The sequence below is a fragment of the Thermodesulfovibrionales bacterium genome, from assembly GCA_035686305.1.
GTDB lineage: Bacteria > Nitrospirota > Thermodesulfovibrionia > Thermodesulfovibrionales > UBA9159 > DASRZP01.
Genome location: DASRZP010000141.1, coordinates 1 through 6,735 on the forward strand (window position 1 = coordinate 1; position 6,735 = coordinate 6,735).

The 6,735-nt window shown below is 49.1% G+C and carries 3 protein-coding genes; all 3 read left to right on the plus strand.

Going from position 1 to position 6,735, the window contains the following annotated elements; translation table 11 throughout:
* Positions 1 to 676 precede the first annotated feature (676 nt).
* Positions 677 to 3,709 carry a chemotaxis protein CheB gene (locus VFG09_15250; GenBank protein HET6516508.1) on the plus strand — a complete coding sequence of 1,011 codons (3,033 nt, stop codon included), beginning with the start codon at positions 677 to 679 and terminating at the stop codon, positions 3,707 to 3,709.
* 157 nt (positions 3,710 to 3,866) lie between these two features.
* Positions 3,867 to 5,417 (plus strand): ATP-binding protein, encoded by a 1,551-nt coding sequence (locus tag VFG09_15255; GenBank protein HET6516509.1) that lies wholly within the window; start codon positions 3,867 to 3,869, stop codon positions 5,415 to 5,417.
* Between the two features lie 483 nt (positions 5,418 to 5,900).
* On the plus strand, positions 5,901 to 6,735 hold an 835-nt coding region (locus tag VFG09_15260), incomplete at its 3' end, for a histidine kinase (GenBank protein ID HET6516510.1).

Genomic DNA, 6,735 nt, shown 5'->3' on the forward strand with positions numbered 1-6,735 from the left:
TGAAAAAATGATCTACCGAACCAAGCCTAGGCTGTAAAAGTCAAGTCTCCACTTATGGGACACCTCATGACTGCCAATTAATTCCATTGGAAACCATGCCGGTTCTTGATCAGTTAGCCAAGAAGAATATCCTTCCTGAAATCAAGCCTGTGGCTTTTTTACCACATATGCCAGGTTACTTTTGGAACTTAACGCTGGACAGGCAATGATGATGCGCGATGTACCCCTCCTAATAAACAAAAAGGGCTGAGGGCGAAGACGTGACTTTCCATAAATAACGCACTGCTCAAATCCTTCAAAGCGAGAAGTACCACCAATAACACACAACAGAACTCCTTTGGTGTAAGCTGATCGATAGTGGCGAGAATATCAGAAGGGTAGCCGAGCTGTTGGGACATTCAGGCATGAACACCACGATGAGGTATCCCGCTATCAAGGATAAATCCAAAATAGACGCGGTTAATAGATTGTAATTGAATTTCTTATTTTATCTTTTCGCGGGGTTGGACAACAATAACCTTAATCCCACCCCTTCTACCAAGAATTTTGTCTTACCCCGGTATTTTTTGTATAATTGATGTTAAAGATTGATGTTGAAGGAAGAATAGAATATTTAACCTGTTGGGAAAGATACCCATTAATTTAGAGAATCGGCGTGAAGGTAAGAGGGAACAAAATGGCTGCAAGGAGAAAGAAGAAAGAAACAAAGGAACGGAAAGATTCTGTGAAGAAGAGAGCCGCCAGCTCTGACAACACCCTGCACCGCAAGAGAAAAACGGTTCTATCAGTTCCTGAAAAAAATCAGCCGGTCAGGAGCGAAAGGGAAGACTTCTATATTGTCGGCATAGGCGCCTCCGCCGGAGGGCTGGATGCGTTTGAGCGGTTTTTCACCAATATGTCCGCTGATAGCGGCATGGCATTTGTGCTGATCCCGCATCTTTCACCCGAACACAAAAGCATTATGAGCGACCTCCTGAAGCGGTACACAAAGATGGAGGTCTCTCAGGCGGAAGACGGTGTGGAGGTTAAGCGTGATTGTGTGTACATTATCCCTCCAAACAAAGATATGGCTCTCATGGGAAGGAAGATCCAGTTGCTGGAGCCTGTGGAGCGAAAAGGGTTGAGGCATCCCATTGATTTCTTTTTCCGCTCGCTTGCTGAAGACTGTGGAGAGAAGGCTATCTGCATTGTCCTCTCCGGAACCGGAACGGAAGGGACGCTGGGATTAAGGGCGGTCAAAGAGAAAGGCGGCCTTGCGCTTGTTCAAGAAGTGAAGTCCGCCCAGTATGCAGGCATGCCGGCCAGCGCATTGGCTACGGGACTCGCGGATTATGTCCTGCCGCCCGAGAAAATGCCTGAGGAGCTGCTGCGCTATGTAAAGCATGTGCGCGCCATGCCGCTTAAACCTGCGGTCATGCCCGATGGCAAGACGCTTGAGCCGCTCCAGAAGATTTTTGTTCTGATCCGGGCGCATACGGGCCATGATTTGTCGATGTACAAACAGAACACCATTATCCGGAGAATTGAAAAGCGAATGGCCATTCTCCAGATCAAAAATCTGACGGATTATGTCTCCTACCTGCGAAGAGCCTCCCATGAAATTGATGTACTCTTCAAAGAGCTTTTGATAAGGGTTACCAGCTTTTTCAGGGACAGCGAGGCGTTTGACGCCCTCAAGGAAAAGGGGCTGCCGCTCCTGTTCAAAGGCAGGCCCTGCGACCAGCCGGTGCGCATCTGGATACCAGGCTGCTCCACAGGCGAGGAGGCTTATTCCGTAGCCATTGCCGTCCATGAATACATGCATGCGGTGAATAATATATGCAGGGTTCAGATCTTCGCCACCGATCTTGACAGCGAAGCTATCGGCGTCGCACGCGCCGGCGTATATCCCGACAGTATTACCGTCGATGTATCGCCGGAGCGACTGGAACGTTTCTTCACTCCGAAGGGCGTTGCCTATAAGGTAAAAGACGAAATCCGGGAGATGATTGTCTTTGCCGCACAAAATATCGCCAAAGATCCGCCGTTCACGAAGCTCGATGTGATCATCTGCAGGAATGTTCTTATCTATTTGGGTACCGATCTTCAGAAGAAGCTAATTCCGATTTTCCACTATTCCCTGAAGCCCGAGGGGATTCTTTTTCTTGGTTCTTCCGAAACAACCGGGGATTTCTCCGACCTGTTTGCCGCTATTGACAAACGGTGGAAAATATTTAAGACGAGGATGCATGAGTCCGCTGCGGTATGGTCCTTGGATTTGCGGCGTCCATCGGCAATACCAGAAGGCACAGCCGGGAGAGAAGCACTCCCTGCTATAAAAAGAAACGGGGTCATAGAGATCGGCGAGATCACCGAGAAGATACTTCTCGATCACTACTCGCCGCCCTGTGTAATTGTGAATGACAAAGGAGACGTCCTCTATTTCCACGGCAAGACCGGGAAATATCTGGAGCCTGCTTCGGGAAAGGCAAGGCTGAACATTATCGAAATGGCACGTGAGGGATTAACGCTTGAATTGAGGACCGCGCTCCGCCGGGCAGCTGCCCGGAAAAAGGATATAGCCATCGAAGGCGTGCAGGTAAAAGCAGACGGCGGCTACCTGACAGTGAATCTGGAGGTAAAATATATTTCGAAACCGGATTCCGCGCTGGGACTTCTTATGGTGGTATTCAGGGAACCTTCGTCTCCCAAAGGCAGAAAGATCGAAAAGCTGCGGGCATATATACCGGGCAAGTCGGATCAGCGTCTTGCCGATATGGACCAGGAATTACGAGCTACGAAAGAGCACCTTCAGGCCACTATCGAAGAGCTTGAGTCGGCTAATGAGGAACTCAGGTCTTCCAATGAAGAAATGCAGTCGTCAAACGAGGAACTGCAGAGCACCAATGAGGAACTTGAGACCTCCAAAGAGGAGCTCCAGTCGGTGAATGAAGAATTGGTGACCGTAAACGCCGAACTGCAAAACAAGATCGAAGAGCTGTCGCAGGTGAATAACGATATGAACAATCTGCTGGCCAGTACGCAGGTTGCGACTATTTTTCTGAATGCCGGCTTACGGATAAAGCGTTTTACCCCGGCAATGACCAATGTGTTCAACCTTATCTACGCGGATATCGGTCGGCCCATCAGCGATATTGTTTCAAAGCTGGATTATCCGGAGTTGCTCACGGACGCGGGAGAGGTGCTGAGAACCCTCATGGTGAAAGAAAAGGAAGTCCGCGATCATAAGGGACTCTGGTATTTAACGCGAGTGCTTCCCTACAGGACTACAGAGAACATCATAGACGGCGTCGTCATAACGTTCACCGACGTTACCAAACAGAAAAAAACTCAGGAGGCGCTTCAAGACGCCATGAATTACGCTGAAGGTATTGTGGAGACAGTGCGGGAGCCGCTAGTCATCCTTGATGCGGCGTTCAAGGTAATAACGGCTAACAGGTCTTTTTACCAGGCCTTTACCGTGTCGCGCGAAGAGACCGAGGGGAGACTTATTTTCGAGCTTGGCAATCGTCAGTGGGACATCCCGGCGCTCAGGGAACTTTTAGAGAAGGTCCTTCCCCAAAATGCCCAATTTGAGAATTTCGAGGTTGAGCATATATTCCCGGCTACGGGGCATAAGAAGCTGCTGCTCAATGCTCGAAGGATCTATCAGGCAGACAAGCAAACCGAGATGATCTTGCTTGCGATCGAGGACATATCGGGGAGGTGAGCTGCCGCTTATGAAAAAGAAGCAAAATGACCTTGATGCCCTACGCAAGAAGGCTGAAAAAAAACTGCGAGAACAGGAAGGAAGATTACGGGACCTTTCCGCTCTTGATATCAAGCGTCTTGTTCATGAGCTCGGCACCTATCAAATCGAGTTGGAAATGCAGAACGAAGAGCTGCGCAGGGCACAGACAGAGCTCGAAGCGTCACGCGGCAGGTATGCAGACCTGTATGACTTCGCCCCCACAGGCTATTTTACGTTTGATAAAGACGGCCTGATACGGGAAGCAAATCTCACCGTCTCCAATCTCCTCGGCATAGACAAACGATTTTTAATCGGTAAGCCTTTTTCACTTTTCGTAATGTCAGACGATAAAGACATCTTTGTCAAACATATGGCGGAGGTGTTGAGCAAAGAGGCCTTGCAGCCCTGTGAGGTACGGGTGAGGAGAAAGGACAAATCCGTGTTTTATGCCCAGTTGCTGAGTATTGCGGTGGAGGACGAAAAAGGTAGGCTGACCCTGTGCCGTTCGGCGGTCAGCGATATCACTGAAGGCAAGAGGGTGGAGGCGGCTTTAAGGGAAAGTGAAAAGCGGTATCACTCGCTGTTTGAAAACATGTTTGAGGGGTTTGCCTACTGCAAGATGCTTTTTGACGACCACGGCAGACCGCTGGATTTTGTTTATCTCGACGTCAACAGTGCTTTCGGAAAGCTGACTGGATTGAAAAACGTGGTAGGCAAAAGAGTCACCGAGGTAATTCCCGGGATCAAAGAGTCAAGTCCAGAATTGTTTGAGATTTATAGCCGTGTAGCACTGTCGGGCCAGCAAGAAAAATTCGAAATCAAAGTCAAACCTTTGGGCTCATGGTTTTCCATCTCAGCCTATAGTATGGAAAGGGGATACTTTGTAGCTGTTTTTGATAATATCACGGAGCGCAAGCAGGCCGAGGAATTGGTTCAAAAGCTGAACGAAAACCTCAATCAGGGGAATGCGGAACTTGCGGCGACGAACAGGGAGCTCGAAGCCGCAAACAAAGAGCTTGATGCCTTTAGCTATTCAGTCTCTCATGATCTTCGCGCCCCTCTCCGGCACATGTCGGGCTTTGTGGGACTGCTTCAAAAAAGACTAGTGGACCACCCTGATGAAAAAACTCACCTTTACGCGGATGCAATAGCCGGAGCTGCAAAAAAGATGGGGAGGCTCATCGATGACCTGCTCGAGTTTTCGCGGATGGGGCGCACAGAGATGCAGAAGAAAAGAGTAAATTTAAATACCCTTATAAAAGGAGCGGTCCGGGAAATTCAAGAAGAGCTGAAGGAACGGAAGATTAGATGGGAGATCGATGAACTACCTGACGTACTTGGTGACCGGTCACTCCTAAGACTTGCGGTTGTTAATCTCCTCTCTAATGCAGTTAAGTTCACACGTACTCGTCCTCAGGCTGAAATCAAGATTGAGTGCAAGGATGAGGAAGATAAATTCACCTGTTCTGTCACGGACAATGGCGTGGGATTTGACATGCAATATGCAGATAAACTCTTCGGCGTGTTCCAGCGGCTCCATACCCAGGACGAATTTGAAGGAATAGGCATTGGTCTTGCGAATGTGCAGCGCATCATTTCCCGCCATGGCGGAAGGATCTGGGCCGAAGGCGCTGTGGGGCAGGGCGCAACATTTTACTTTACTCTTCCAAAGACAAAGGAGATATAAAACATGCCGGAACTGCGCCGTATTATGCTGGTTGAAGATGATCCAAACGATGTCGAACTTATCATGACAGTCTTGCCGAAAACAATCTCGCCACTGAGGTTGTAGCTGTTCACGATGGCGACGAAGCGCTCGATTATCTTAATTACCGTGGAAAGTTTGCCAACAGGACAGACGGCCATCCCGCCGTTGTCCTGTTGGACCTTAAACTTCCCAAGATAGACGGCCTCGAGTTCTCAGGCAGATGAAGACCGACGAGAAGCTCAGGTGCATTCCTGTGGTAATTCTCACGTCATCCAAGGAAAACAGGATATAATCGAGGGGTACAAGTTCGGCGCAAACAGCTATGTAGTAAAGCCGGTGGTTTTCCATCAGTTTATTGATGCTATCAAACTTCTAGGGGCCTATTGGGCGATCGTCAGCGGCCACCGCCGGTTGGCGGATACAAAATGACGTAGGCTTCATGCAAAGAAGGAGCTTTTCCCAATGAAATCTCTTTTGAGCGTCCTACACCTGGAAGATAATCCTTTTGACGCCGAATTCGTTAAGTCGACTCTTGAGGAAGAAGGTATTGCCTGCGATATGTGTCGGGTAGAAACACGCGCTGATTTTATCGCGGTGATTGACAAGGGCAACTTAGATATAATCTTTGCCGACTATTCATTGCCTAGCTTTGACGGCCTCTCGGCACTTGCCATCGCAACGGACAAATGTCCCGATATCCCATTCATTTTTGTTACAGGGAATATGGGGGAAGAACTCGCCATCGAAACACTTAAGAGCGGTGCGACAGATTATGTTCTGAAAAACGGGCTCTCAAGGCTTCTGCCTTCAGTGCGCCGGGCCTTAAGGGAAGCGACGGAGAGAATAAAACGTAAGAAGGCTGAAGAAGAACTGCAAAGATCCCGGGAAGAGCTTCGCAATCTTTCTTCACATTTACAAGCTGCGAGAGAAGAAGATAGGGCGAGGATAGCTCGGGAGATTCACGACGAACTGGGGCAGACTCTCATGGCGCTTAAGATGGACCTTTCTTGGCTCGAGAAGAAATATAGAGACGACGCAGTGCTGGCGGAAAAGAGCGCATCCATGACCAGGGTCATAGATGAGGCTATCCAGTCGGTGAAAACAATTTGTGCCGACTTAAGACCAGGCTTACTGGACACGTTAGGCCTTTCTGCTGCGGTCGAGTCACAAACTCAAGAGTTCGAAGGATACACGATAATCAGGACTGTAGCCGGACCTCAAGTCTGTCTGGGAAACTGGGTGCAGCCCCAAGATGTTGCTCTGTCAGGCCATTGCGATGGACAAATGGTAGATCTTG

Bases quoted from the DNA above. Each gene is read 5' to 3' on its own strand.
- VFG09_15250 (HET6516508.1), top strand. From the start codon at position 677: ATGGCTGCAAGGAGAAAGAAGAAAGAAACAAAGGAACGGAAAGATTCT.
- VFG09_15255 (HET6516509.1), top strand. From the start codon at position 3,867: ATGCAGAACGAAGAGCTGCGCAGGGCACAGACAGAGCTCGAAGCGTCA.